The 26636-nt window shown below is 71.6% G+C and carries 21 protein-coding genes; 12 read left to right on the top strand and 9 right to left on the bottom strand.

The window, feature by feature from the left end:
- Nucleotides 1-31: 31 nt before the first annotated feature.
- Genes B6R96_RS00555 through B6R96_RS00540 form a run of 4 tightly spaced genes read left to right on the top strand, consistent with a single transcriptional unit; the run spans nucleotide 32 to nucleotide 3517 of the window.
- The gene (locus B6R96_RS00555) at nucleotides 32-1177 is read left to right on the top strand and encodes an acyl-CoA dehydrogenase family protein (RefSeq protein ID WP_081521159.1); all 1146 of its coding nucleotides are present in this window, start codon (nucleotides 32-34) and stop codon (nucleotides 1175-1177) included.
- Nucleotides 1174-1926, top strand: a complete 753-nt coding sequence (locus tag B6R96_RS00550) for a phosphoribosylanthranilate isomerase (RefSeq protein ID WP_257789481.1) — start codon at nucleotides 1174-1176, stop codon at nucleotides 1924-1926. The genes B6R96_RS00555 and B6R96_RS00550 overlap by 4 nt, the downstream gene beginning before the upstream one ends.
- Nucleotides 1923-2645, top strand: a complete 723-nt coding sequence (locus B6R96_RS00545; RefSeq protein ID WP_081521158.1) for an indole-3-glycerol phosphate synthase — start codon at nucleotides 1923-1925, stop codon at nucleotides 2643-2645. Before B6R96_RS00550 ends, B6R96_RS00545 begins: the two co-directional genes overlap by 4 nt.
- Nucleotides 2642-3517, top strand: a complete 876-nt coding sequence (locus B6R96_RS00540; protein ID WP_081521157.1) for an alpha/beta hydrolase — start codon at nucleotides 2642-2644, stop codon at nucleotides 3515-3517. Before B6R96_RS00545 ends, B6R96_RS00540 begins: the two co-directional genes overlap by 4 nt.
- Before the next feature lie 104 nt (nucleotides 3518-3621).
- On the opposite strand, the gene B6R96_RS00535 is transcribed toward B6R96_RS00540, so the two are convergent.
- The 3 genes from B6R96_RS00535 to B6R96_RS00525 all read right to left on the bottom strand — a co-directional run bounded on the left by B6R96_RS00535 (nucleotide 3622) and on the right by B6R96_RS00525 (nucleotide 6347).
- The gene (locus B6R96_RS00535; protein WP_030390281.1) at nucleotides 3622-4257 is read right to left on the bottom strand and encodes a DUF6875 domain-containing protein; all 636 of its coding nucleotides are present in this window, start codon (nucleotides 4255-4257) and stop codon (nucleotides 3622-3624) included.
- Entirely contained in the window at nucleotides 4254-4844 is a 591-nt protein-coding gene (locus B6R96_RS00530) for a hypothetical protein (protein WP_107084824.1), read from the bottom strand. Before B6R96_RS00530 ends, B6R96_RS00535 begins: the two co-directional genes overlap by 4 nt.
- 108 nt (nucleotides 4845-4952) lie before the next feature.
- Nucleotides 4953-6347: a pyridoxal phosphate-dependent decarboxylase family protein gene (locus B6R96_RS00525; RefSeq protein WP_384512012.1), complete on the bottom strand. Its 1395-nt coding sequence runs from the start codon at nucleotides 6345-6347 to the stop codon at nucleotides 4953-4955.
- 268 nt (nucleotides 6348-6615) lie between these two features.
- Between B6R96_RS00525 and B6R96_RS00520 the strand changes: the two genes are divergently transcribed.
- The 8 genes from B6R96_RS00520 (at nucleotide 6616) to B6R96_RS00485 (ending at nucleotide 19468) form a co-directional block, all read left to right on the top strand.
- On the top strand, nucleotides 6616-8073 hold the full coding sequence (locus B6R96_RS00520; protein WP_053169686.1) for a multicopper oxidase family protein: 1458 nt from the start codon (nucleotides 6616-6618) through the stop codon (nucleotides 8071-8073).
- A gap of 136 nt (nucleotides 8074-8209) precedes the next feature.
- Complete coding sequence (locus B6R96_RS00515; RefSeq protein WP_081521156.1) at nucleotides 8210-10429, top strand: condensation domain-containing protein; 2220 nt, start codon at nucleotides 8210-8212, stop codon at nucleotides 10427-10429.
- 48 nt (nucleotides 10430-10477) lie between these two features.
- The gene (metK, locus tag B6R96_RS00510) at nucleotides 10478-11686 is read left to right on the top strand and encodes a methionine adenosyltransferase (RefSeq protein WP_079403251.1); all 1209 of its coding nucleotides are present in this window, start codon (nucleotides 10478-10480) and stop codon (nucleotides 11684-11686) included.
- 147 nt (nucleotides 11687-11833) lie between these two features.
- Nucleotides 11834-12814, top strand: a complete 981-nt coding sequence (locus tag B6R96_RS00505; protein ID WP_081521155.1) for a carbohydrate kinase family protein — start codon at nucleotides 11834-11836, stop codon at nucleotides 12812-12814.
- Complete coding sequence (gene metH, locus B6R96_RS00500; protein WP_081521154.1) at nucleotides 12811-16290, top strand: methionine synthase; 3480 nt, start codon at nucleotides 12811-12813, stop codon at nucleotides 16288-16290. Before B6R96_RS00505 ends, metH begins: the two co-directional genes overlap by 4 nt.
- Nucleotides 16291-16317: 27 nt before the next feature.
- Nucleotides 16318-17304 (top strand): methylenetetrahydrofolate reductase [NAD(P)H], encoded by a 987-nt coding sequence (metF, locus tag B6R96_RS00495; RefSeq protein WP_078626762.1) that lies wholly within the window; start codon nucleotides 16318-16320, stop codon nucleotides 17302-17304.
- A 5-nt stretch (nucleotides 17305-17309) separates the two neighbouring features.
- Complete coding sequence (ahcY, locus tag B6R96_RS00490; protein WP_081521153.1) at nucleotides 17310-18701, top strand: adenosylhomocysteinase; 1392 nt, start codon at nucleotides 17310-17312, stop codon at nucleotides 18699-18701.
- Nucleotides 18702-18844: 143 nt separating this feature from the next.
- The gene (locus tag B6R96_RS00485; RefSeq protein ID WP_030390494.1) at nucleotides 18845-19468 is read left to right on the top strand and encodes an anthrone oxygenase family protein; all 624 of its coding nucleotides are present in this window, start codon (nucleotides 18845-18847) and stop codon (nucleotides 19466-19468) included.
- Nucleotides 19469-19529: 61 nt separating this feature from the next.
- Here the strand turns inward: B6R96_RS00485 and B6R96_RS00480 are convergent, their stop codons facing one another.
- The 6 genes from B6R96_RS00480 to B6R96_RS00455 form a co-directional block, all read right to left on the bottom strand.
- Nucleotides 19530-20027, bottom strand: coding sequence for an anthrone oxygenase family protein (locus tag B6R96_RS00480; RefSeq protein WP_030390495.1), 498 nt, complete (start codon nucleotides 20025-20027; stop codon nucleotides 19530-19532).
- A 273-nt stretch (nucleotides 20028-20300) separates the two neighbouring features.
- Nucleotides 20301-21665, bottom strand: a complete 1365-nt coding sequence (locus B6R96_RS00475; RefSeq protein ID WP_081521152.1) for a carotenoid oxygenase family protein — start codon at nucleotides 21663-21665, stop codon at nucleotides 20301-20303.
- Nucleotides 21666-21967: 302 nt separating this feature from the next.
- Nucleotides 21968-23971, bottom strand: coding sequence for an ATP-binding protein (locus tag B6R96_RS00470; RefSeq protein WP_081521151.1), 2004 nt, complete (start codon nucleotides 23969-23971; stop codon nucleotides 21968-21970).
- Between the two features lie 32 nt (nucleotides 23972-24003).
- Nucleotides 24004-24402: a nuclear transport factor 2 family protein gene (locus tag B6R96_RS00465; RefSeq protein ID WP_078937672.1), complete on the bottom strand. Its 399-nt coding sequence runs from the start codon at nucleotides 24400-24402 to the stop codon at nucleotides 24004-24006.
- 72 nt (nucleotides 24403-24474) lie between these two features.
- Nucleotides 24475-25695, bottom strand: coding sequence for a cytochrome P450, cyclodipeptide synthase-associated (locus tag B6R96_RS00460; protein WP_081521150.1), 1221 nt, complete (start codon nucleotides 25693-25695; stop codon nucleotides 24475-24477).
- Nucleotides 25696-25899: 204 nt separating this feature from the next.
- On the bottom strand, nucleotides 25900-26433 hold the full coding sequence (locus tag B6R96_RS00455) for a hypothetical protein (protein ID WP_081521149.1): 534 nt from the start codon (nucleotides 26431-26433) through the stop codon (nucleotides 25900-25902).
- Between the last annotated feature and the right edge of the window lie 203 nt (nucleotides 26434-26636).

Genomic DNA, 26636 nt, shown 5'->3' with positions numbered 1-26636 from the left:
CCTCACCATCACCGAATCAAAGGGGTCCCTCGTGATCCGTTGGAACGCCGACCAGGCAGAACTGCGCGACGGCCTGGAGCGGTGGGGAGACGCACTCAGCGCAGACCACATCGAACTCGACGAGCAGTCCGCCTTCTCCGAGGACAAGTGGAAGCTCGTCCAGAAGACCGGCATCCTCTCACTGCCCTTCGACGAGGACCACGGAGGCCTCGGACAGTCACTCCTGACCACCATGTACGTACTGGAGGGCCTCGGCGAGTACAACCGCGACGCGGGCCTCAGCTTCTGCATCACCACCTCCATCTGCTCCACCGGCATCCCCCTCCAGCACTTCGGCACCACCGAGCAGAAGGACCGCTACCTGCACCGCATCTGCTCGGGCGAGGCGATCGGCGCCCACGCCATCACCGAGGCCGAAGGCGGCTCCGACGCCATGGCCATGGCCACCAGGGCCGTACGCGACGGCGACGACTTCGTCATCAACGGCAGCAAGGTCTTCGTCAGCAACGGCCCCATCGCCGACGTGATCGTCGTCTACGCCCGCACCCACCCGGACGGCGGCCCGCTCGGCACCACCGCCTTCCTCGTCGACCGCAACACCCCCGGCCTGAGCGCCGGCAAACCCATCAAGAAGATGGGCCTGCGCACCTCACCGCTCAGCGAGCTGTTCTTCGACGACGTACGGGTACCGAAAACCGCGGTCCTCGGCCGCGTCGGAGGAGGCTTCCTGGTCCTGGACCACGTGATGAAACGGGAAATCCTCTTCTCCTTCATCGTCAACGTGGGGGAGATGCAGCACCGGCTGGAACGCTGCGTCGAATACGCCAGGACACGCAAGTCGTTCGGAAAGGCGATCGGTTCGTACCAGACGATCGCCAACAAGATCGTCGACACGAAGATCCAGCTGGAGACCGCCCGCAAGTGGCTCTACGACACCGGCGAAAAACTGGAGGCCGGCGAGAACGTCACCACCGACCTCGCCATCTCCAAAATCGTCACCAGCGAGTCCAACCTCGCCACCAGCCTCACCGCCGTACAGATCTTCGGCGGCCACGGCTACATGGCCGAGTTCGGCCTGGAGCAGGACGTGCGCAACGCGGTCGGCGGCACGATCTACTCCGGCACCAACGAAATCCAGTACAACCGCATCGCCTCGATGCTGGGACTGGGCAAGTGAGCACCACCCGCCCCCTGTCCCGGACCCTGCTGAAGGTCTGCGGAGCCACCACCCCGCAGGACATCGAGGCCGCGGCGGCCGCCGGGGCCGACTGCGTCGGCCTCTGGCACGGCGTACCCGGCGGCCCCAGCGAACTGGACCGGAACGGGCTCGCCGCCCTCGCGGCGGCGGCCCGCTCCACCGGCCTCCTGCCGGTCCTGGTGACGTTCCTGTCCGACGCCGGTGAACTCGCCGCGATCGCGGCGCACACCGGCATCGGCTGGATCCAACTCCACGCCTACCAGCCCCCCGCCCTCGTCCGGGCCCTGCGCCAGGCACTCCCCGCCGACGTCGGCATCGTCAAGGTGCTGCACGTCCAGGAGAACGGCGGCTGCGTGGAACGCCCCCTGATCGGCGCCTACGACCGGGCCGGCACCGACCTCTTCCTCCTCGACACCGCCACCGGCGACGGCCGCATCGGCAGCACCGGCGCCGCCCTGGACCCCGACCGCGTCACCGCCCTGCTGCCCCGCCTGACCCGCCCCTTCCTCCTCGCCGGCGGCCTGACCCCCACCAACCGACCCGCCTACGAGGACGTCGTCCACCACCCCGGATTCCGCGGCATCGACGTCGACACCGCCGCCCGCACCACCACCGGCGGCTTCGGCGTCCCGCAGATCGCCGCCCTGGCCCGCGCCTGGCGCACCGACACCCACCACACCCACCACACCCCCCGCCCCGACCACCCCCGACTGGAGCTGTCGCGATGACGAAGGACAACCGGACCGCCTTCCCTTTTCTCGAGGCCCTCCTGACCTCCCCGACCCCCGTGGTGATGGAGGTGAAACGACGCGACGCCCACGGCTACGACATGCTCGGCGGCAGAACCCCCGCCGCCATCGTCGCCGCCTACGAGAGCGCGGGCGCACCCTGCGTCTCGGTCGTCACGGGCCGCTGGTTCGGCGGCTCACCCGCCCTGCTGCGCGACGTGGCCGCACTGACCGCACTGCCGATCCTCCAGAAGGACTTCATCACCCGCAAGGACCAGATCCGCACCGCCAAGGAGCTCGGCGCCTCCGCAGTCCTGCTCACCGCGGCACTGCTGCCGGCGTCGAGCATGCGGACCCTGGTCACCGAATGCCTGCTCTCCGGCCTCACCCCCTTCGTCGAGATCACCCAGGAAAGCGAACTCGCCTCGGTCCACCACCCCGAGGACTGCGTCATCGCCGTCAACAACAAGGACATCAAGACCCGCGAACGCGGCGCCGGAGACCTCGGCCGCTCCCTGGACCTGCTGCCCGCCGTCACCGCCACCGGCGCCGCCTGCCCCGTCAGCGCCAGCGGCATCGACAGCCCCCAGAACGCCGCCGCACTCCTGGACGCCGGCTTCGGCGGCCTCCTCGTGGGCACCTCACTGCTGCGCACCGGATCGCCCGCGGCCTGGGTGGACGCCATGGCGGGCACCCGGAAGGGGCTGGCCCTGCGATGACGACGACACAGACGACGACACAGGTGACGACCCAGCACCCCACCCCCCGGCCCCACACCCTCAACGCGGGCGGCATCACCCTCTCCGCCCTCCTGAGCCTGCCCCCCGACGGCACACCGGTCCGCTCCACGATCCTGGCCATCCACGGCCGCGGCATGCGCGCCGCCTACTGGAACTCCTTCGCCCCCCTCGCCACCGCCCTGGGCCACGCCGTCCTGGCCGTCGACCGCCCCGGCTACGGCGACTCCACCGACCAGCTGCCCGACGGCCAGAGCCTCGCCGAGCAGGCCGAAACCCTCCACGCCGCCCTCAAGGAACACGCCGCCGAGTACGACATCGGCGCCGGGATCCTCCTGCTGGGCCACTCCGACGGCGGCAAGGTCGCCCTCCACACCGCGGCCGCCGACGGCGGCGGCACCCCCCTGCTGGGCCTGGACGCCTCCGGCGTCGGCCACCACTACAACCCCCGGGCCCTGCACTTCCCCTCCACCCTGGGCGCCGGCGCCACCAAACTCAACTGGGGCCCCCTGAACCTCTACCCGCAAGGCACCTTCCGGGCCAGCCGCACCCTGCTCGCCCCCACACCACCGCGCGAGTCCGCGGAAACCCTGCGCTGGCCCGGCCAGTACGAAGCCCTGGCCCCGCACGTCCGCATCCCCGTCCGCCTCACCTTCGCCGAACACGAGGCCTGGTGGCACCTGGACGCCCCCACCCTCACCGCGATGACCTCCCGCCTGACGGCCGCCCCCAGCGTCACCGTCGACCACCTGGCCGCCTCCGGCCACAACATCAGCCTCGGCCACACCGCCCCCGCCTACCACCTGCGCGTCCTGACCTTCCTCGAGGACTGCCTGCGCACCGCCCCGCACTGAGCCGCCCCCGCCCCACCCGCCCCACAGACCGCCCGACCGACCGCCCGACAGACCGAGGCCCCGGTGGCAGACGCCACCGGGGCCACAGCCGTGCACCGGCCGCCTCAGACGGCCACCACCCGGCTCACCAACTGGTCACGGATCCGCGACGGCAGATCCGGCGCGAAACGCTGCAAATAGTGGTCCATGTGCGCGTCGTCGCCCACCAGGAACGGCAGATCGAACACCAGCAGCTTGCGCACCGCCAGCAACGGCACCGGAGAGCGCAGCGGCCTGAACGCCTCGTTGTACAGGCCCGGCTCCTCGCACACCGGATGGAACTGACCGATCATCAGCCCCTCCGCCACGAACTCGTCCTTCGCCTTGCGCTGCAACTCGTCCAGCTCCACCGAATCCGTCGGATCGAACCCCGGCAGCACCAGCAGGATCGTCAACAGCTCACGGTCCTCCGGCGTCAGCCGCTGCGACAGCACCGCATGACGGGTACGCAGCGAGTCCACCGCCGAGGCCAGGTCCTCGCACCCCGCCGCCGGCACCGCCAGATGGAACAGCTCCTTGCGCAGCGAGGGCTGCGTGTACGGGCACACCGGACCGGTGCGCCCCAGCTCGGGATGGCTGGAGACCAGGAACTCCCGGCTCCACATCAGCACCTGGAGCAACGGCCCGAGGTGCTCCGCAGGAGCCTCACCGCGGGCTATCTCGCCGGCGGTCCACGACTGGATCAGATCGTCTCCCCTCATCGGGGGTCCCTCCACATGGGTCGCAGTACAGGTCCTCCGCCGGGCAGCGCGATGTCCGTGCCCAGCAGTCCGAAACCGACACGCCGGCTGGTGGCCTCACCGCCGGGGGAGCTGGCCTCCACATAGGCGCCGACCCCCTCGGCGTCCGCACGGGCCGCCACCCGGCCCAGCAGGGCGGACATCAGCCCGCTCTGCTGCCGGCCGGGGCGCACCGCCCCGAAGGAGACGTAGTAGTGCGGCGCGCCGTGCGGATGGGCCTCCTCCTGGAGGCCCGCGATGGTGCGCATCGCATCCGCGTACTCGCCCAGGACATCGGCGAACGCCGCGTCCAGGGCCTTCTCGTCCGGCTCGGCGCCGGGCGGCAGGAACAGCAGCACCGCGTCGCCGTCCGGGCTGGTGAGCACCCCGTCGAAGGCGGCGGACAGTTCCACGAACACCCGGAAGAACCCGGGCAGCAGCTCGGCGCGCCGCTGCTCGCCGGGGATCATCCAGCGGGTCAGGGCGTCCTGCTGGAAGCAGGTGGCGAGAAGGTCGGACAGATCGGTGACGGCCGATGGGCTCAGCCGGTTCACGGGCAGGGCAGACAAGGCAAGGCCTCCGGTCAGGTGACGGGATGGAGGAACGGCGGAACAGGGAACGGCGGAAGAAGCAAGGCAGAAGAAGCAACGGGGGAGCGGGGGAGCGGGGGAGCGGGGTCAGGGTGTGGCCCGGGCGTCGGCCGCGAGTTCCGCCACACGGGCGTGCAGGGTCGGCAGGTAGTGCTCGGACTCCGGTTTGATCAGGACGCTGCGGATCACCCGCGCCGCCTGCGCGTCCCGCACCACGCGCGGATGACGCCGTGCGAACGCGTCCGCGTCCGCACGCAGCACGCTCAGGAACACCGGGTCCGCCTCCGCCGTCATGCCCGCCCGCAGCAGCCGCTCCGACGCCGCGTCGATCGAGGACAGGGACCGCTCGGCGGTCGCCGGGAAGTACGTGACGATGTCGAGGTCCGGGCGCTGGTACAGCTCCAGCTCCTCGGAAGCCTCCAGCAGCTCCGCCCAGCGCAGCGCGGCCCGCCGGTTCGCCGCCAGGATCCGCCCGAAACCCTGCGGGGTCAGCGGCAGCAGCTGCAGCGTCAGCCACAGCGCGGCGGCCGCGGCCCCCGCCCGCGAGCACTCCAGGCTGATCTCGCCCAGGTGCAGGTCGGCATCGGTGAAATAGGTGTACGGCGAATCGTGCGCGAAGTGCCGCCCGGCCCGCGGATCGGGGAAGAGCACCGCCCCGCACCCGTACGGCTGCAGCCCCTGCTTGTGCGGGTCCACCACCACCGAGTCGCAGCCTGCGATCGCCCGCCAGGGCGCCGCCTCGACACCCTCGGCCCCCGCACGGCCCAGGACCGCGTAGAACCCGCCGTAGGCGGCGTCCACGTGCACCCGCACCCCGTACCGGCGCGCCAGCGCCAGCACCTCGTGCACCGGGTCGACCGCCCCCAGCCCGGTCGTGCCGGTGGTGACGACGACGGTGCCGATCCGCCCGCCGCGCAGCGCACCCTCCAGCGCGTCGAGATCGATCCGGCCGAACCCGTCGACGGGAATGCGGTGGCCCTCCACGCCCAGCACGTGGCACATCCGCTCGTGCGTGTAGTGGCACTCGGAGCTGTAGGCGATCCCACGGTCCGGGTGCACCTGCCGGGCCACGTACAGGGCCTCCAGGTTGGCCATCGTGCCACTGGTGGTCAGGTGACCGACGTGCGCGTCGAACCCGAACATGCCCGCCAGCGCGGCGACCGCCTCGCGTTCCATCTCGGTGGTCGCCGGACCGCCCTCGGCGGCATGGTTGTTGGGATTGAACAGCATCGCCGTCAGATAGCCGGTGACGGCCGCCGGATGCGGCGGCTTGACCATCTGTCCGGCGTAACGCGGGTGGAAGAACGGATAGTTGTGGTCCATCCGCTTGGCCAGCCGCTCGAACGCCTCCCCGAACGCCTCGGGTGGCACCCGGTGCGCGTCATGGCCCTCGTACGGGCCGAACTGGCCGCCCCACCGCTCCGCCACGCCCAGCGCGCGCGGCAGCCAGTCGCGTAAGTCGTGCAGGTCCCTCAGGTCCACGGGTGCCTCCCCCCAGCGGCCGCCCCGATCGGCGGCACAGTCGCGCGTACGCGGTCATACGTACGCACGAGGAGCCTTGCCCAGCCCCCGCAAGGCCCGCGCAACGCCGAACCCCCGCACACCATCCGGGCTCGAGCGGTGCGCAAGCCGCATCTGGTGCACTCGCGGCGCGCCACCTGCGCGGCACCACCCTGCGCCGGCCCCGGCAGCGCGCACGCCCCCTCTCGCGGACGGCCCGCGCACCCACCCCTTTCCAGGAGGACATCCCATGGTCACCAGACGCAGCCTGCTCGGCGGAGCCGTCGCCGCGACCGGCGCCGGCCTGCTCACCGCCGGCGGGCTGACGCCCCTGCTCGGCTCCGGATCCGCCCGGGCCACCACCGCCGCGGGCCCGGTCACCGTCCCACCGCCGTTCACCGTGCGGATGCCGACCCTGCCGGTCCTGGCACCGATATCGGGGCCCGGCGGCCAGGACACCTACGCCGTCACCATCAAGGAAGCCGCACGGGAGATCATCCCCGGGGTGCGCACCAAGGTCCTCACCTACGACGGACACTTCCCCGGACCCGTCCTGCGGGCCCGCACCGGACGCAAAGTCGTCATCCGCCACCGCAACACCCTCACCATGCCCGTCGCGGTCCACCTCCACGGCGGCAGCGTCTCCCCGGAGAACGACGGCGGCCCCATGGACACCTTCGCCCCGGGCACCTCACGCACCTACACCTACCCCAACCAGCAGCCGGGCGCCGGCCTCTGGTTCCACGACCACGCCCACCACATGGAGTCCGAGCACGTCTTCCGCGGCCTGTCCGCGACCTACCTGCTCTCCGACGAGACCGAACGCTCCCTGCCGCTGCCCGCCGGCCAGTACGAGGTCCCCATCGCCCTGCGCGACGCCCGCTTCGACGAGGCCGGACAGCTCGTCTACGTCATGGACGACGTCTTCGGCCGCACCACCATCCTCGCCAACGGCCGCCCCACCCCCTACTTCGAGGTCGCCGCCCGCAAGTACCGCTTCCGGCTGCTGAACTCCTCCAACATGCGCTTCTTCCAGCTGCGCCTGTCCGACGGCGGCCAGATGATCCAGATCGGCTCGGACGGCGGACTGCTGGAGCGGCCCTTCACCACCGACACCGTCGCACTGTCCCCGGCGGAACGCGCCGACGTGGTCATCGACTTCTCCCGCTACCCCGTGGGCACCAGGATCGTCCTGGAGAACACCCTCGGCCCCGGCACCCCCGACCAGGTCGGCAAGGTCCTGCGCTTCGACGTCGTGCGCACCGCCCCCGACCCCAGCCGCGTCCCGAACGTGCTGCGCACCCTGCCGGCCCTGGCGCCCGCCACCGTCTCGCGCACCGTCGTCCTCAGCATGGACGAGGACGGCCGCCAGGAACCGCGGGCCTTCATGGACGGCCAGACCTGGGACCACCACCGCATCGACCAGACCATCACGCACGGCACCTCGGAGATCTGGACCGTCACCAACGCCAACAAGCTCGTCCCGCACAACTTCCACATGCACCTGGTCCAGTTCCGGCTCCTGGAACGAAACGGCGCCCCGGTCGCTCCGGCCGAGGCCGGCCTCAAGGACACCGTCCGCCTCTTCCCCGGCGAGACCGTCAAACTCCACGCCACCTTCGACACGTACAGGGGCACCTACGTCTACCACTGCCACCTGCTGGACCACTCGGCGATGGGAATGATGGCCAACTTCCGGATCCGCTGAGGGATCCGGACTCGATGCGCGCTCAAGGACGGGCCGAGGACCGGGCGCAAGAATCCTCGACAACAGACCATGTCCGGCCGTGTCCCCCACGAGTCCCTCATGCGTCCGAAACCGAAAGGGAAGAGGAGGGAAGCCGATGGCCCGCACCGTGGCCATGACCGTGGTGCTCACACCCGGCCCTCCCACCTCCCTCGACCTCCACGGCAGCCTCACCCCTGCCGCGCTCACCGCCGCCCTCGCGTCGCTGCCACCGTGCACCCCGACGCTCCACCGGCACACCGACCACCACCACACCCTCACCCTGCCCCCGCCGCCGTTCCCCGCGGGCCGGCTGTCGGACCTGCTGACCGGGGCCGCGGCGGCGGGCGCGGAGCACCGCCCCGCCCGGGAACCGGCCGGCACCCCCTGCACCCGGCACCCCGAATGCGCCCGCCACCACGGACGCGCCACCCACCCCGCATGCGCCCACCACCCCGCATGCGCCACCCACGCCGGCTGCGCCACCCATCCCGGATGTGCCACCGCGGAACCGGAAAGGCCCCCACCGACCACACCCCTGCAACGCGAGATCCTCCTCGACGCCATGACCCACCCCGGCGCCGGCCTGCACGTCGAACAACTGCACTGGCGCTGGTACGGGCCGCTGGACGCCCGCCGGTTCACCGCCGCCTGGCAGACCCTCCACGCCGGCGAGGCAGTGCTGCGCACCGCCCTCGCCCGGCCCGCAGCACCCGGCACCGGCCCCTTGATCGCCGTACACCCGCACGCCGCCGCGGAACTGGAACGCCACCCCCGCGGCAGCGAGGACTGGCACGCGCTGCTGCTCAGCGAGCGGATGCGGGAATTCGACCTCCACCGGCCCGGCACGGCCCTGCGCATCGCCCTGCTGGAGGAGCCCGGCCAGGTGTTCCGCATCCTGCTGACCTACCACCAGGCCTTCCTCGACGGGTGGAGCGCACGGCTGCTCCAACGCACCCTGCACCGCGCCTACCTCGCCGACGGCCGCCCCCTCGGCAGCGAACGACGCCCCGACATCCGCGACCACATGCACTGGCTCGCCCGCCGCAACCAGGCACCCGCCCGCGTCTTCTGGACCCGCTCCGGCGCCCCCGCGGGCGCCGCCGGCCTCCCCGGCCGACCCGACCCGACCCGACCCGACCGGCAGCCCACCGCCGGCCCCCGCCGGCGCGGCCACGGCCGCACCCGCGGGCGCCTCACCCCCCACGAGGCCCTGCGCCTGCGCCACTGGGCGGCCGACCGCGGCGCCACCGAAAGCACCGCCCTGCACACCGTCTGGGCCCTCCAGCTCCACCGCGCCAACCCCACCGCCCCCGCGGTCGCCTTCGCCGCCGCCGTCTCCGGCCGCGGCATCGCCCTGCCCGGCGCCGACCGCCTCCCCGGCCCCCTGCGCGGCGCCCTCCCGCTGCACGCCCGCATCGACCCGGCCACCCCCCTGACCCGCCTGCTCACCACCCTGGCCGGCCAGGCCCTCGAAGCGGCCTCCCACGAATGGGTCTCCCCGGGCCAGGCCGCCCGGTGGTCCCCGCCGGCCACGGACCACCCCGGCCCCGCCCCCCACCCGGTCCCCGACTCGCTCATCGCCTTCGAAGCCACCCCACCCCCCGGACCCGCCGACGACCCCGCCCACACCGAACTCGCCACCGAGGGCGTACGCGTCGGCCCCGCCGAAACCATCGCAGCGCACACCGCACACCCCCTCACCGTCACCGCACACCACGACGCCGCCGGCGGCCTCGTCCTGACCTGCGTCCACGACCGCACCCGCATCACCGACCCCGACGCCGCCGAGACCCTCGCCCAGACCGCCCTGCTGCTGCGCGAACTGCCCCGCGTCCCCGGCACGGCCGCCACCGTCGCCGACGCCCTGGCCCTGCTCGACGGCAGCCCCGTACCCCGCGTCGCGGCCCCCACCGCCCGCACCCTGCGGATCCTGCGCGCGGCCTCCCGTACCGGCGCCGGCACCATCTGCCTGGTCCCCCCGCCCGACGCACCACCGGGCTGCTACGACGCACTCGCCACCGCCTACGCGGGCCCCCAGGCACTGACCACCGTGCCACCGCCCGCCGACGCCAAAACCGTCCTCGCAGCCCTGCGCCCCGCCCTCGCCCGCGGCGAACCCCTGCTGCTCGGCGGCTTCTCCGGCGCCGGCTCCCTCGCCTGCGCGGTCGCCGAACGCATCGCCTCGCACGGCTGGCACCCGCCCCTCGTCGCGATCGGCGGCGCCCTCACCGCCCCCACCACCGACGGCGACGGCGACGACGGCCCCGACCCCGACCCGGTCCGGGCCCTCGCCCGAACCCTGGAAACGGCCGCAGCCACCACCGTCCGGCCCTGACCACCCTCCCCGCCCGACCCGACCCCGTCCCACACCACCAGGAGTGACATGTCCCGTCGTCTGTTCACCTCGGAATCCGTGACCGAGGGACACCCCGACAAGATCGCCGACCAGATCAGCGACACGATCCTCGACGCGCTGCTCGCCCAGGACCCGACCTCGCGCGTCGCGGTCGAAACACTGATCACCACCGGTCTTGTGCACATCGCGGGCGAGGTGACGACGCAGGCCTACGCACCGATAGCGCAGCTCGTACGCGAGAAGATCCTGGAGATCGGCTACGACTCCTCCGTCAAGGGCTTCGACGGCGCCTCCTGCGGCGTGTCCGTCTCGATCGGCGCCCAGTCCCCGGACATCGCCCAGGGCGTCGACACCGCCTACGAGAACCGGGTGGAGGGCGACGAGGACGAACTCGACAAGCAGGGCGCCGGCGACCAGGGCCTGATGTTCGGCTACGCCACCGACGAGACCCCGAACCTGATGCCGCTGCCGATCGACGTGGCACACCGCCTCTCGCGCCGGCTCACCGAGGTCCGCAAGAACGGCACCCTCCCCTACCTGCGCCCCGACGGAAAGACCCAGGTCACCATCGAGTACGACGGCGACAAGGCCGTCCGCCTCGACACCGTCGTCGTCTCCTCCCAGCACGCCTCCGACATCGACCTGGAAGCCCTGCTGGCCCCCGACATCAAGGCCCACGTGGTCGAGCACGTCCTCGCGCAACTCGCCGACGACGGCATCAAACTGGAGACCGCCGGCTACCGCCTCCTGGTCAACCCGACCGGCCGCTTCGAGATCGGCGGCCCGATGGGCGACGCCGGCCTCACCGGCCGCAAGATCATCATCGACACCTACGGCGGCATGGCCCGCCACGGCGGCGGCGCCTTCTCCGGCAAGGACCCCTCCAAGGTCGACCGCTCCGCCGCCTACGCCATGCGCTGGGTCGCCAAGAACGTGGTCGCCGCCGGCCTCGCCTCCCGCTGCGAGGTCCAGGTCGCCTACGCCATCGGCAAAGCCGAGCCCGTCGGCCTGTTCGTCGAGACCTTCGGCACCGAGAAGACCGACATCACCCGGATCCAGGACGCCATCACCGAGGTCTTCGACCTCCGCCCGGCCGCCATCATCCGCGACCTCGACCTGCTGCGCCCCATCTACGCCCGGACCGCCGCCTACGGCCACTTCGGCCGTGAACTGCCGGACTTCACCTGGGAGCGCACCGACCGCGCCGAGCAGCTGAAGGCCGCCGCCGGCGCCTGACCCCCCCAGAGGGTGCGGGCGGGCGGCGCCGAGCGCCGACGGCCGCCGCCCGCCCGCACCCCCACCCGCAACACCCCGCGCCCCCTGCCCCGCCCCCCAGCCCACCACCCCGCCCCGCCGGCAACAGACCAGCTCACAGGAGTCCACGTGCGTATCGCGGTGACCGGATCCATCGCCACAGATCACCTCATGGCCTTCCCGGGCCGGTTCGTAGACCAGCTGCTCCCCGACCAGCTGCACCACATCTCCCTGTCCTTCCTCGTCGACACCCTCGAAGTGCGGCGCGGGGGAGTGGCCGCCAACATCGCCTACGGCCTCGGCGGCCTGCGCCTGACCCCCCTCCTCGCGGGCGCCGTCGGCTCCGACTTCGCCGAGTACGAGGTCTGGCTCAAGGAACACGGAGTCGACACCGGCGCGGTGCACGTCTCCGCCGAGCACCAGACCGCCCGCTTCATGTGCATGACCGACCAGGACTCCAACCAGATCGCCTCCTTCTACGCGGGCGCGATGGCCGAGTCCGCCCGCATCGACCTGCACGCCCTGCACGCCCGCACCCCCCTCGACCTGATCCTCGTCTCACCCAACGACCCCGCAGCGATGGTCCGCCACACCGAACAGGCCCGGGAACTGGGCATCGCCTTCGCCGCCGACCCCTCGCAGCAGCTCGCCCGTCTGACCGGCGCCGAAGTATGCACCCTCGTCACCGGAGCACGCTGGCTCTTCACCAACGAGTACGAGTCCGCGCTGCTGCGCGAACGCGCCGGGTGGAGCCACGAGGAGGTCCTCGACCGCGTCGGCACCTGGATCACCACCCTCGGCGCACACGGCGTCCGCATCGACACCAAGGGCGCGCCCACCCTCACCGTCCCCGCCGTCCCCGACGTCCGCGCCGAGGACCCCACCGGCGTCGGAGACGCCTTCCGCTCCGGCTTCCTGGCCGCCGTCGGCTGGGGACTGCCACTGGAGACCGCCGCCCAACTCGGCTGCACGATGTCCGCCCTGGCCCTCCAGGCCGTGGGCTCGCAGTCCTACGAGGTCCGGCCCGCACCGCTCCTGGCCACCGTCCGCACGGTGTACGGGGAGCAGGCGGCCGGACTGCTGGGACCGAAGCTGGAGCAGCCGGCATGACGACGACGCACGCGCCGAACGCGCACGAACGGGTGACCGCCCTGAAGCAGGCGCTCGCGACCCGTGTGGTCGTGGCCGACGGGGCCATGGGGACGATGCTCCAGGCGCAGGACCCCAGCATGGAGGACTTCCAGCAGCTGGAGGGCTGCAACGAGGTCCTGAACGTGACCCGCCCCGACATCGTGCGCTCGGTGCACGAGGCGTACTTCTCGGTGGGTGTGGACTGCGTCGAGACGAACACCTTCGGTACGAACTATGCGGCGCTGGCGGAGTACGACATCGCCGACCGCAATTTCGAGCTGTCCGAGGCGGGTGCCCGGATCGCCCGTGAGGTGGCCGACGAGTTCACCGCGAGCACGGGGCAGCAGCGGTGGGTGCTGGGCTCGATGGGCCCGGGCACCAAGCTGCCGACGCTGGGCCACATCTCCTACGGCCAGATCCGTGACGCCTACCAGATCAACGCGGAGGGCCTGATCTCCGGCGGCGCCGACGCGCTGCTCGTCGAGACCACCCAGGACCTCCTCCAGACCAAGTCCTCCATCATCGGCGCCCGCCGCGCCATGGAGGCCCTCGGAATCACCGTCCCGCTGATCTGTTCGGTGACCGTCGAGACCACCGGCACGATGCTCCTCGGCTCCGAGATCGGCGCCGCCCTGACGGCACTCGAACCCCTCGGCATCGACATGATCGGCCTGAACTGCGCGACCGGCCCCGCCGAGATGAGCGAGCACCTGCGCTACCTCGCCCGCACCGCCCGCATCCCGATCTCCTGCATGCCCAACGCCGGCCTGCCCGTCCTCACCAAGGACGGAGCGCACTACCCGCTCTCCGCCAGCGAGCTGGCCGACGCCCAGGAGACCTTCGTCCGCGACTACGGGCTCTCCCTGGTCGGCGGCTGCTGCGGCACCACCCCCGAGCACCTGCGCCAGGTCGTCGAGCGGGTCCGCGGACTCACCCCGACCGTGCGCGATCCGCACCCCGAGCCGGGCGCGGCCTCCCTCTACCAGACGGTTCCGTTCCGCCAGGACACCTCGTACATGGCGATCGGCGAGCGGACGAACGCCAACGGGTCGAAGAAGTTCCGTGAGGCCATGCTCGAGGCCCGCTGGGACGACTGCGTGGAGATGGCCCGCGACCAGATCCGCGAGGGCGCGCACATGCTCGACCTGTGCGTGGACTACGTCGGCCGCGACGGCGTCGCCGACATGGAGGAACTCGCCGGTCGTTTTGCCACCGCCTCCACACTGCCGATCGTCCTGGACTCGACCGAGGTCCCCGTCATCCGGGCGGGCCTGGAGAAGCTGGGCGGCCGCGCCGTCATCAACTCGGTCAACTACGAGGACGGCGACGGCCCGGAGTCCCGCTTCGCCCAGGTCACCCGCCTCGCACAGGAACACGGCGCCGCCCTCATCGCACTGACCATCGACGAAGAGGGCCAGGCCCGCACCGTCGAGCACAAGGTCGCCATCGCCGAGCGGCTGATCGAGGACCTGACGGGCAACTGGGGCATCCGCGAGTCCGACATCCTCATCGACACCCTCACCTTCACCATCTGCACCGGCCAGGAGGAGTCCCGGGGCGACGGCATCGCCACCATCGAAGCCATCCGCGAACTCAAGCGCCGCCACCCCGACGTCCAGACCACGCTCGGCCTCTCCAACATCTCCTTCGGCCTGAACCCGGCCGCCCGCGTCCTGCTGAACTCCGTCTTCCTCGACGAGTGCGTCAAAGCCGGCCTGGACTCCGCCATCGTCCACGCCAGCAAGATCCTCCCCATCGCCCGGTTCGACGACGAACAGGTCACCACCGCCCTCGACCTGATCCACGACCGGCGCGAGGGCGACTACGACCCCCTGCAGAAACTCATGGCGCTCTTCGAGGGCGTCAACACCAAGTCCCTGAAGGCCGGCCGCGCCGAGGAACTCCTCGCCCTGCCCCTGGACGAACGGCTCCAGCGGCGCATCATCGACGGCGAGAAGAACGGACTGGAGACCGACCTCGACGAGGCCCTCCAGACCCGCCCGGCCCTCGACATCGTCAACGACACCCTGCTGGAGGGCATGAAGGTCGTCGGTGAGCTGTTCGGCTCCGGCCAGATGCAGCTGCCGTTCGTCCTCCAGTCCGCCGAGGTCATGAAGACGGCGGTGGCGTATCTGGAGCCGCACATGGAGAAGACCGACGACGAGGGCAAGGGCACCATCGTCCTGGCGACCGTTCGCGGCGACGTCCACGACATCGGCAAGAACCTCGTCGACATCATCCTCACCAACAACGGCTACAACGTCGTCAACATCGGCATCAAACAGCCGGTCTCCGCGATCCTGGAAGCCGCCCAGGAACACAAGGCCGACGTCATCGGCATGTCCGGCCTCCTCGTGAAATCCACCGTGATCATGAAGGAGAACCTGGAGGAGCTCAACCAGCGCAAGCTGGCCGCCGACTACCCGGTCATCCTCGGCGGCGCCGCCCTCACCCGCGCCTACGTCGAACAGGACCTCCACGAGATCTACCAGGGCGAGGTCCGCTACGCCCGCGACGCCTTCGAGGGCCTGCGCCTCATGGACGCCCTCATGGGCGTCAAACGCGGCGTCCCCGGCGCCCAACTCCCGCCCCTCAAACAGCGCCGCGTCCCCAAACGCGCCACACCCCTGCCGGCCGCCGGGCAACCGGTCGACGCCGGCCGCTCCGACGTCGCCGCCGACAACCCCGTCCCCACCCCGCCGTTCTGGGGCACCCGCGTCGTCAAGGGCATCCCGCTCAAGGACTACGCCTCCTGGCTCGACGAGACCGCCCTGTTCAAGGGCCAATGGGGCCTCAAGGACGCCGACACCATCGCCACCGACGGCCGGCCCCGCCTGCGCGGCTGGCTGGACAAACTCCACACCGACGGCCTCCTCGAAGCCGCCGTCGTCCACGGCTACTTCCCCTGCGTCTCCAAGGGCGACGACCTCATCATCCTGGGCGAGAACGGCTCGGAACGCACCCGCTTCACCTTCCCCCGCCAGCAGCGCGGCCGCCGCCTGTGCCTCGCCGACTTCTTCCGCCCCGAGGAGTCCGGCGAGAGCGACGTCGTCGGCCTCCAGGTCGTCACCGTGGGAAACCGCATCGGCGAGGAGACCGCACGGCTCTTCGCCGCCGACGCCTACCGCGAGTACATGGAACTCCACGGCCTGTCCGTGCAGTTGGCCGAGGCCCTCGCCGAGTACTGGCACGCCCGCGTCCGCGCCGACCTCGGCATCGGCGGATCCGACCCGCAGTCCATGGCCGGCATGTTCCGCACCGAGTACCAGGGCTGCCGCTACTCCCTGGGCTACCCCGCCTGCCCCGACCTGGAGGACCGCGCCAAGATCGCCGACCTCCTCCAGCCGGAACGCATCGGCGTCCAGCTCTCCGAGGAGTTCCAGCTCCACCCCGAGCAGTCCACCGACGCCATCGTCATCCACCACCCCGAAGCCAACTACTTCAACGCGCGCTGACCCCCGCCAGCCGGAAAGGAGTCCGACATGCCCGCTGCCCCGGCCGCCACCGCCGAACGCCCCCGCACGTCCCGCGCCCCCACCCCCGCACCGACCCCCGCCCGCACCCCCGCCCCGCCCGGCGTCCGGGAACTGCTGGCCCAGGGCCGGCGGACCTTCTCCTTCGAGTTCTTCCCCCCCAAGACGGACGCGGGAGAGCGCACCCTGTGGGCGGCCATCCGCCGCATCGAGGCCCTCGCCCCCTCCTTCGTCTCCGTCACCTACGGCGCCGGCGGCTCCTCCCGCAGCCGCACCGTCGAGGTCACCAAGCGCATCGCCGCCGAGACCACCCTGCGCCCGGTCGCACACCTGACCGCGGTCGGGCACTCCACCGCCGAACTGCGCCACATCATCGGCCAGTACGCCGACGCCGGCATCCGCGACATCCTCGCCCTGCGCGGCGACCCGCCCGGCGACCCGAAGGGGGAGTGGATGCGCCACGCGGACGGCCTGACCCACGCCCACGAACTGGTCTCGCTCATCCGCCGGCTGGGCGACTTCACCGTGGGCGTCGCCGCGTTCCCCGAGCGGCATCCCCGCTCACCCTCCTGGACCGAGGACATCCGCCACTTCGCCGCCAAGTGCCACGCCGGCGCCGACTACGCCATCACCCAGATGTTCTTCCACGCCGAGGACTACCTGCGGCTGCGGGACCGGCTCCTGGCCGTCGGCTGCCTGACCCCGATCATCCCCGAGATCATGCCGGCGACCGATTTCCGCCAGATCCGGCGCTTCGCCGAGCTCAGCGACGCCCGCTTCCCCGACGCCCTCGCCCAGCGGCTGGAAGCCGCCAAGGACGACCCGGCGGCCGGGCACCGCATCGGCGTCGACTACGCCACGCACATGTCCGAGCGCCTCCTCGCCGAGGGCGCACCCGGCCTGCACTACATCACCCTCAACAAGTCCACCGCGACGCTAGAGATCCACCAGAACCTGAACCCCAGCCACGACCCAGCCACCACCATCACGGAGTAGAACCCATGGACTTCAAGGTCGCAGACCTCTCTCTCGCCGCGTTCGGCCGCAAGGAGATCACCCTGGCCGAGCACGAGATGCCGGGCCTGATGGCGATCCGCAAGCAGTACGCCCAGACGCAGCCCCTGGCCGGCGCCCGCATCACCGGCTCGCTGCACATGACCGTGCAGACGGCCGTGCTCATCGAGACCCTCGTCGCGCTCGGCGCCGAGGTCCGCTGGGTGTCCTGCAACATCTACTCCACCCAGGACCATGCCGCCGCCGCGATAGCCGCCGCCGGCATCCCGGTCTTCGCCTGGAAGGGCGAGACGCTGGAGGAGTACTGGTGGTGCACCGAGCAGGCGCTGACCTGGCCCGGACACGCAGGCCCCAACATGATCCTCGACGACGGCGGCGACGCCACCCTCCTGGTCCACAAGGGCGTCGAGTACCAGAAGGCCGGCCGCGTCCCGGACCCCTCCACCGCCGACAACGAGGAAATGGCGCTGGTCCTCGACCTGCTGGGCCGGACGAGCATCGACTGGACGACCCTGGCCGCCGGAATCCGCGGAGTGACCGAGGAGACCACCACCGGCGTCCACCGCCTCTACGAGATGCACCGCGAGGGCGCCCTCCTCTTCCCCGCGATCAACGTGAACGACGCCGTCACCAAGTCCAAGTTCGACAACAAGTACGGCTGCCGCCACTCCCTCATCGACGGCATCAACCGCGCCACCGACGTCCTCATCGGCGGCAAGACCGCCGTCGTCTTCGGCTACGGCGACGTCGGCAAGGGCAGCGCGGAATCCCTGCGCGGCCAGGGCGCCCGCGTCATCGTCACCGAGATCGACCCGATCTGCGCGCTCCAGGCGGCGATGGACGGCTACCAGGTCGCCACCCTCGACGATGTCGTCGAGACGGCCGACATCTTCATCACCACGACCGGCAACAAGGACATCATCATGGCCTCGGACATGGCCAGGATGAAGCACCAGGCGATCGTCGGGAACATCGGCCACTTCGACAACGAGATCGACATGGCCGGTCTCGCGAAGATCGAGGGCATCGTCAAGGACGAGGTCAAGCCGCAGGTCCACACCTGGAAGTTCCCCGACGGCAAGGTCCTGATCGTCCTGTCCGAGGGCCGCCTGCTCAACCTCGGCAACGCGACCGGCCACCCCTCCTTCGTCATGTCGAACTCCTTCGCCGACCAGACCCTCGCCCAGATCGAGCTCTTCACCAAGCCCGAGGAGTACCCGACCGACGTCTACGTCCTGCCCAAGCACCTCGACGAGAAGGTCGCCCGCCTCCACCTCGACGCCCTCGGCGTCAAGCTGACCACCCTGCGCCCGGAACAGGCCGCCTACATCGGCGTCGACATCGACGGCCCCTACAAGCCGGACCACTACCGCTACTGACCGAACGAATCACGCCACCGGCTCTCGAGCACCGCTCGAGAGCCGGTGGAAACCCCATGGCCGGGCACCCCGGGGAATGCCACGATCAAAATGTCCGTGCCGAGGGCGAGCACAACTCCCACCACCGCAGATGAGGATGACCCATGAACCCCAATCCGCCCGGTAGCCCCCAGCAGCACCCCGCCGGCGGCCCGAGTCCCTACGCGGCCCCGCCCGGCGCCTGGGCGCAGCCCGGCCCGCCGGCATCCGTGCCGCAGGCCGCCGGGCGCGGCAAGGCGGCCACCGTCCTCCTCCTGGTCTCCACGGTCTTCGTGGGCCTGATGGCAGGACTCTTCTTCGCCTTCGACGTCTCGGTCATGCCGGGGCTTGCGGCCGGCGACGAGCGCACTTACGTCACGGCGATGCAGAACTTCAACGCCGCCATCGACGGCAACGGGCTCTTCGGCATGGTGTTCGTCCTCGCCCTGCTGATCGCCGCCGCCTCCGCGATCGTCGAGTTCCGGGCCGGCCGCCGCAACGTCGCCGTCTGGGTCGCCGTCGCCACCGTGGCCTACCTCGTCGTCCTGATGATCACCTTCTCCGTGAACATCCCCCTCAACAACGAACTCGCCGACGCGGGCGACGCCACGAAGCTGACCGACTTCTCCATCGTCGAGAAGTTCAAGAGCACCTGGGTCTCCACCAACATCATCCGCACCCTGCTGTGCACGGTGGCCCTCACCGCCCTCTCCCGCGCCCTGGTCCTCTACGGGCGCGCCACCCGCTGAACGGCGAGTCCCGCGCCCCGCAGTCCCCCGGCCGCCCCGGCCGGGGGACTCCCGTACGTCTTCAGCCGCTCTGCCCGTGCAGGTACAGGGCCCAGGCCAGGAAACCGACCGCGGCCGTGCACAGCAGCGTCCGCCAGACGTTGGCCCGCGTCCACGGCCCCTCGAAGGCGCGGCGCACCGCGGCCGGGTCCCCGATCCGGGCGACCGGACCGGCCTTCTCCAGCGCGTTGTTCAACGGGATGTTCACCTTGTTGGTGAGGCCCATCGACAGGATGTAGCAGACCAGGGCCGCGATCAGCGCCGGCAGCACGTCACGGCCGTCCGAGGGAATGTGCAGCGCCAGCGCCAGAGCCGTGAACAGGAACGCACCGATGTAGCCCAGCACGAACCAGCCGTTGAGAATGGCCTTGTTGATGTGCTGCATGACCTCGATGACCGTCCGGTCGTCCGTGCGCTTCAACCCCGGCATCACGGACACGGAGAAGCCGTAGAACAGGCCACTGACCAACCCCATCGTGACCGTGGCGGCGATGAGCGAGGCCAGGCGTGCGGTCTCCATCGTGTGTCCCCCTGCTCGCCCGTCCACGGAGCTTCTCGGTCATCGATTCTTCGGGAACGGGTCATCGAATCGTCAAGTCATGGCGACTATACGGGCGGGGGCGGCCCGCGTCGCGGGGGAATCGAGCGACCCTCCAGCATGTCTTGAGCGACGGGCGGAGCCGGAGCCGCGAGGGGGGCTCGCGGCTCCGGCGGCCGGCCCGCGGCAGGGGATTCCGCGGGCCGGCAGTGGTGGACGCACCCGGGGCAGCCGCGAGCACGTCCACGATCGGCGTCAGCCCGCGGAACCCTCCAGCCGGCTGTCGGGGATCCAGGAGCCGTGCAGCCCGGCGCCCACCCGGTGCGGCAGGTGCACGGTGGCGACCCGCTCCAGATCGGAGGCGTCCAGCACCAGCAGCTGCGAGGCATCCTGCTTGAGGTCCGAGACGACGGTCAGCAGATAGCCGTCGTCCTCGCCCGTGGCGTCGGCGGCCGGAACGAACACGGCCTCGCTCGGCAGCCGCGCATCACCCACCCGGTGGACCCGCCGGGCACCGGTGGTCCGGTCGTACTTGACCACGCCGTAGCCGCCCAGACCGTTCTCGTCGGGGAAGGAGATCGCGTACTGGTAGCGGTTCTCGGCGCCCAGGTACTCCTCGTTCAGCGTCGGGAACTCCACCGGCAGGTCGTCGATGATCTGCTCGTCGACCGTGCCGGCCGCCATGTCCAGCACCCAACGGCGGGTGTAGGAGCGGGAGACGGGCTCACTGCCGCGCCCCGGCGCGCCGACCCACCAGTTCCACGACAGCCGGAACCCCTCGCGGTCCACGGTGGGACCCTCCAGGACGATACGGCCCTGCCCGTCCTCGTAGGCGTTGGAGACGTGCAGCATGTTGCCCGGCTCGATGGAGAACCAGCGCACCCGCCCGGCGCCGTCCTCCCCGCGCGGCATCACCCCGATACGGGACGGCTGGTGGTCGTTCCAGCTGTAGGGGATACCGGATGCCTCCGCATGGTCGAAGGTCACATTGCCCTCGACGAACACCACGTGGCGGCGGGTGAGGGCGAAGTCGTGCTTGAGCGCGGCGGTCGCCCCGGGAACCTCGGCGTCGTGGACGATGTGCCCCTTGGCATCGGACACGTAGTACGTCAGGAACGGCGGGAACGGCGAGGACCCGAAGAAGTGCAGCTCCCCGGTGACCGGGTCCTCCTTGGGGTGCGCGGTCATCGCCCCGCGCAGCTTGCCCCCGAAGTCGTAGGCGCCGACCGTGTCCAGCTCCGCGGTCAGCTCGAACGGCAGGTTCGCCTCGCACAGCGCCAGCAGACGTCCGGCGTGCTCGATGATGTGGGTACCGGCCGCACTCGCGGTCAGGTCGGGCCCCCGCTCGGTCATGTACGGAGCCCCCTCCAGCGCGGGGGTGTACACCCAGCGGTTGCGGTACCACTCCGCGCGCCCCTCACGCAGCCGGATCCCGTGGACCATGCCGCTGCCCTTGAACCAGTGCGTCGGGGTCACCCCGGGCTTGGGGTTGTGCCCGTTGCGGACCAGCCGGCCGTTCAACTCGGGGGGCAGAGTGCCCTCGACGATCAGGCCGGTGGCGGTGACCTCCTCGGCGACGGGTGTGAAATGGCCGGTCAGGTACGGCTTCGAAGTCGTCATGGCAGGAATCCTTCTCATTGGTGTGACACAAAGTCAGACAGCCCGTGGAGAACGTCACCCCAGGCGCACGGACCGGGGAAGCCCCCGCCCCGGGGGCCGGGGGTGGCCGCACCACCGACCGCCCCCGGCCCCCGCACCGCACCCGCCGCGGCCGACACCCGGCGCACCGCCCGGCCCGTCCGCGTACCTGCGTGCAACGTTCACGGCACACAGACTCGGCGCGGACGCTGTCCACTATCCAGACCCGGCAGCGCCACGCACTGTCCACTGCTGTCCGCACCTGTCCACCCGCACCACCACCCCTACCGCGGGTCGTGCAACTCCCGCTCCCACAACGCCTCGCAGAGCAGGTCCAGGCCCTGGCGCAGATGACGCCGGTAGGTGCCGTAGGGAAGGCCCAGCCGGCGGGCAGCGGCCTCCTGGGTGGGCGCCCCCGACAGATAGCCCGCCGCCAGCGCATCCCGCGCCCGCACCCCCCGCGGGTCACCCGCGAGCTCGTCGACCGCCCCCCGCAGCAGGGCACGCAACTCCCCGACCGGCTCACCGAGGTCGGCCGCCAGCCGGGTACGCAGCAGCGCACACGCCGCGAACGCGACCGCGTCCCGCCAGTGCGCCAACGCCTCGCGCACCGCCTGGTCGAACGCCGCACGCGACAGCGGCGACGGCCCCGCCGGGGCAGCCGGCATCTCCGTCGCCGATATGAAGTGCATCAGCCACGCCTCCACCGGCAGCCGGCGCCAGTCCACACCGAACAGCCCGTAGGTGTACTCACCCACCCGCGGCCGCGCCCCCGTGTCCTGAAGGGTGCCCCGCACGCGCTCCGCCCACGTCTCGGCGTCCCGGAACACCGCGAACCCGTACGCCCGCCCGCGCGCCCGCGCCGCCTCCGCCTGGGCCCGGGAACTGCTCAGGTCGATCACCCGCGAAGGAACCTGGTACTGCTCGGGATAGACCGAGAACCGGCTGACGCCGATGTGCTCACCGGGGCTCACCGGCGCGGTGGCCCGCGTGTACTCCCACGCGGCGGCCACCACCGGATCGGTGGCCACGTCCCGGGGGTCGGGAGGCGACGGCAGGACCAGCCGCGCCGTGAACGCCACGATCCGGCCCGTGCTCACCAGCCGGTAGACACTGAACGCCTCCGGCTGGGCCTGCGCCCAGTAGCGGACCAGCTCCGCCGAGGCCGGCCCCTCCGTCTCGGCCGCCATGCGCAGCACGACATCGATGTCCTCCGGGTGCAGCGGACGGTCGTGGACCTCGTCCTCACGGGACCAGGACCGCAGCCGGGCCAGCCTCTCTCCCTCCCGGAACAGGTAGAACAGATCGTCGGTGACCGTCCACACCCGCTCCTCGGGCGCCTCGCGCAGGATGCGCAGGTACTCGTCCGCCAGGCGCTGGCGCATCGACTCGAAGGCGTTGGGCGCCCGCCACCGCAGGTCGGCGGCGAGCGTCTCGCGTGCCGCGTCGTGCGGGTGGAGCCCCCGCAGGGTGGACTCCATGAACGGCAGCTCCCGCAGCCACGCGAACAGCGGATGGGCGTCCTCCCCGGGCAGCACCGCGGCCAGCAGCTCCTCCGACGTCGAGTGAGCCTGCGCCGCCACCTCCAGGGCACGGCGGTGGGCCGCCGTGGGCACCTCCCCGATCAGCCCCGCCAGCAGCGTGCGCAGCACGTCCGCCGTGGGCGCCCAGATCTCCTCCCGGCCGCACCCCGCCGACCCGGCCGCCGCCGCCAGCGACAGCGCCAGCGGATTGCCCCCGGCGAAGCGCAGCACCCGGTCCCGCAGCTCGGGCCGGATCTCGGCCGCCACCAGCAGGCTGCGGGCCTGCTCCGAGGAGAACGGCCCCAGCTCGCTCACGTCCAGGAGCCGGGACCAGGCGGGATCGGCGGCCCACTGCGGCTGCGGAGCGCGCCGCCCGCCCAGCACGACCAGGGTGTCGTCCGCGGCCCGCGGCAGGAAGTGGTGCCACAGCCAGCTCTCCAGCCACTGGCAGTGCTCGAAGGAGTCCACGAACAGGACCGTCCCCGGCACGTCCAGGAACGGCCCGGCGGCACGCTCGAAATCGGCCGGGTCCCGGCTGACGAACCGCCCGTCGAGCTCGACGAGCAACCGCCCGGCCGCCCGCGCGTGGTCCGCGAGACGCCGCAGCAGCGTCGACTTGCCGATACCGCCCGGCCCGTACACGTAGAACGCGAACGGCGCCTGCGGATCACCGGCCAACGCCGCCGCGAAGCGCCCGAGTTCCTCGTCGCGGCCCACGAACGCCTGCACGCGCGCCCTGCTCAGTCTTTCCCCCACGGACCCCATGGCGGCTCCCTTCCCTCTCGCTGCGGAGCTTGTCAATTGATCAGTCCGAGCTGAGAGTCGTCGCCCTCGCCGGTGACCAGCAAGGTGGTCTCCTCCACGCACCGGAAGCGGCCGTCGGGAGCCATCCGGGCGAAGAGGTAGACCTCGGTGCGCGAGACGTGGCCGTCGTGGTGGGTGAGGGTGACGGTGTGACGGTCGGCGTAGGACAGCCCGTCGCGCAGTTCGTCCTGGACCTCGACCTGCCCGTCGCGGATCAGGGAGCGCAGGCGCGTCATGTGCCGGGCGAAGGAAGTCCGGTCGCTCCACACGCCGTTGGTGCGCTGGCGGTAGTCGGGGGCGAAGTGCCGGTCGATGGCCTCGGTGAGGTCGAGGCCCGGGGTGAACAGCAGGTCGTTGATGGCGCGGCTGATGTCGGTGGAAGTCATCGTCATGTCCTGAACGCAGTGGGGGGTGTACGAGGGGTGCGGGGGCGCGCCGGGCACAGGGCGCGGGGCGCCGCGGTCTCAGCGGACGGGGGTGAAGTCCAGCGACAGCGAGAGCGGCCCACGGGTGTACAGGCCGGCCTCCCGGTAGCGGAAACCGGGGCTGTAGCGCACCTCGTCGAACAGCGGCAGGAGCATGGCCGCCACCGTCTCGATCTCGGCGCGCGCGAAGGCCGTACCGACGCACTGGTGGAGGCCGCTGCCGAAGGACAGGTGCTCGGCCGCCGCGGTGAAGGAGCGGGCGGTGCCCAGGTCCGCACGGTGGATGTCGAAGGCGTCCGGGTCGGTGAACGCGCCGGGGTCGCGGTTGGCCGCCCCGATCATGCAGAAGACGGTGGCCCCGGCCGGGACGACGGTGCCGGCGAAGACGGCGTCGTGCTCCGCCTGGCGGGGGATGAGCTGCACCGGCGGGGTGCAGCGCAGCGTCTCGGCGATCGCGGCGCCCAGCAGCTGCGGGTCGCGGCGGACCTGCGCCAGCTGCTCGGGATGGTCGATCAGGTGCTTGAAGAGCAGGGCGAGCGTCTTGTCGGCGGGCTCCGCCGAAGCCAGCAGCACATTGATGACCAGGGCGGTGACATCGCGGTTGCTCATGGCCGCGCCACCGAATTCGGTGCTGCACAGCGCCGATATCAGGTCCTCGCCGGGACGGCGGCGACGCTCCTCGATGATCGGAGCGAGATACGCCTCCAACTGCTCGGCGCACTCCAGGCAGTGCCGGCGACGCTCGGGTGTGAGGGTCAGGCTGGTGATGAACTCGGTGACCCCGCCGTACCAGGCCGCCACCTGCGGCCAGTCCTTCCTCTCCAGGCCGAGGACGTCGAGCGTCACCTGCACGGCGAACGGCTTGCCGAAGTCGTTGACCAGGTCCACCCGCCCCGCGGGGAGGAACGGAGCCATCAGCTCGGCGGCGTTGGCGCGGATGGCGTGCACCTGTCTCTCCAGGGCCCGGCCGGTGAAGGACCGTACGACGACCGCCCGCTTGGCGGTGTGCTCGGCTCCCGACATCTGGGCCAGGACCGGCCCGCGCATCACCGGCTCCGCGCGCGCCTGGAACGTCTCGGTGGTGAAGGCATCATGGTCGGTCAGGACCCGCTTCACGTCCTCGTGGCGGGAGAGGAAGTAACTGTCGATCTCCGGCTCGTAGTGCACCGGAAGCTGCTCCCGCAGCTGTGCGAAGTAGCGGTAGGGGTCAGCGGCGAAGTCCTCGGACAGGACGCTGAACGGGGCAGGGGACACGTGCATGGTGGAACCTCTCGAAAGACGCTGTGCGTGGACGGAGCCACCACGCGCCCCGTGCGGTCGCGAGAACGCCGGGCAGCCCCAACCGGGCTGCTAGACGAGCGAACGGCCGTTCGGGTTCCGCCGGTTGGAGGCCACTTCACCACCCGGCGGCACACCACGACCGGGCCGCCGCTCCACGTGGCCGGCCCCGGACAGCGCGTGGCGTCACAGCCACCCCTCGACCGTACGGATGCGGTGGCCCAGGACCCGGGCGAACCCCGCGACGAACTCCGGGCGGAGCCGGGCCGCGTTCCACACCTCGAATCCCAGATGGGCCAGAGCGAAACGGTCCTCCTGCCACCCCCACTCGGGCAGCGCCTGCGCATCCCCGCACCCCGGACAGCGCAGCACGGCCACGCCGGTCCGGTACCAGTCGTCCACCGCCTGCGGCCACGGCGCGGTGGGCGCGGGCGCCGCGCAGCCCGGGCACAGCGGAGCACCGTCGCACCCCGGGGAACCCCAGAAGACGGTACGGCCGGTCACGACGGCGAGCCCGTCACAGCCGTCCCCCGCCGGCCACTGCGCCACCTCGTCCCACCGCGGCCCCGGCGAGTACACCGGCCTGCCGAGCATCTCGTACCGCTGCTCGGCGCAGACGACCCCCTCGGCGACCAGCCACGCCACCACCCGCGCCCCGAGCTCCTGCGCCTGCCCCGGAGCCGCATCGATATCGACGATCGTCTGGAAGTGGTCGCCCATCAGCCCTCGCCCCGGCGGTCGTTGCGGACGGGGACACCCCCTGTCCCGGCCAACCCTGCCAGGAGGCACCGACAAAGCCCCGCCCGCCCCCGGGGCCGCCGCCCCGCCGCGCCACTGCCGCGGCCGCGCTGCGCCCCGCAGCCGGCCGCCCCACAATGGGAGAACGGCATGCGTGCGGCCCCTGCCCCGGTGGCGGCGGCCGC

The organism is Streptomyces sp. Sge12 (assembly GCF_002080455.1).
Taxonomy (GTDB): domain Bacteria; phylum Actinomycetota; class Actinomycetes; order Streptomycetales; family Streptomycetaceae; genus Streptomyces.
This window is presented reverse-complemented; position numbering and strand designations above follow the sequence as displayed.